This is a genomic window from Alcanivorax sp. HI0083, from assembly GCF_001635175.1.
Window position 1 is genome coordinate 1 of the sequence record NZ_LWFX01000048.1, and the last position, 955, is coordinate 955.

Consider the following 955-nt stretch of genomic DNA (forward strand, 5'->3'; position numbering starts at 1 on the left):
CAAGGCGGGCAAGAGTGGCATTCGCAATATCGAGCACTTTGATACGGAGCCCTTTGCTACCCGTTTCGCTGGCCTGGTGCCTGACTTTGATATTTCCGAGTACCTGTCTCCCAAAGACGCTCGCAAAATGGACGTCTTTGTTCAGTACGGGCTGGTAGCAGCTATCCAGGCCGTACGCGATGCGGGCCTGGATATGGAAAAGGAAGATGCCGAGCGTGTAGGGGCGGCGATCGGCTCCGGTATCGGTGGCCTCACCAATATCGAAGATAACCACCGCAAGCTGCTCGATTCCGGCCCCCGCAAGCTGTCACCGTTCTTTGTTCCGGGCACGATTATCAATATGATCGCGGGCAATCTGGCGATCATGTACGGCATGAAAGGTCCCAACTTTGCCACGGTAACGGCATGCACCACTGGCACCCATAATATTGGCTTTGCTGCTCAGCAGATTGTGCTGGGGCAAGCGGACGTGATGGTTGCCGGCGGTGCCGAGAAAGGCTCTTCGCCGCTGGGGCTGGGCGGTTTCGCCGCCGCCCGCGCACTATCCACTCGCAACGATGACCCGCAAGCCGCCAGTCGCCCCTGGGACAAGGATCGGGATGGCTTCGTGCTGGCCGATGGTGCCGGCGCGGTGGTGCTGGAAGAGTACGAGCACGCCAAGGCCCGTGGCGCCACGATTTATGCGGAGCTGGCAGGGTTTGGCATGAGTGATGATGCCTACCATATCACCTCCCCGGCGGAAGGTGGCGACGGCGCCATGCGGGCCATGCGCAATGCGCTTCGCAATGCCGGTGTCGAGCCGACCCAGGTGGATTACATCAATGCCCACGGCACCTCCACGCAAATGGGGGATGTGGCGGAAGCCATGGCAGTGAAAACTCTGTTTGGCGACCATGCCCATAATCTGGCGGTCAGCTCCACCAAATCCATGATCGGGCACCTGCTGGGTGCGGCG

The 955-nt window shown here is 60.3% G+C and carries 1 protein-coding gene; it reads left to right on the forward strand.

The genetic code is table 11. The features are described 5' to 3' along the window. Positions 1-955: beta-ketoacyl-ACP synthase II (gene fabF, locus A3754_RS00515; RefSeq protein WP_063518556.1), on the forward strand; the 955-nt coding region annotated here is incomplete at both ends.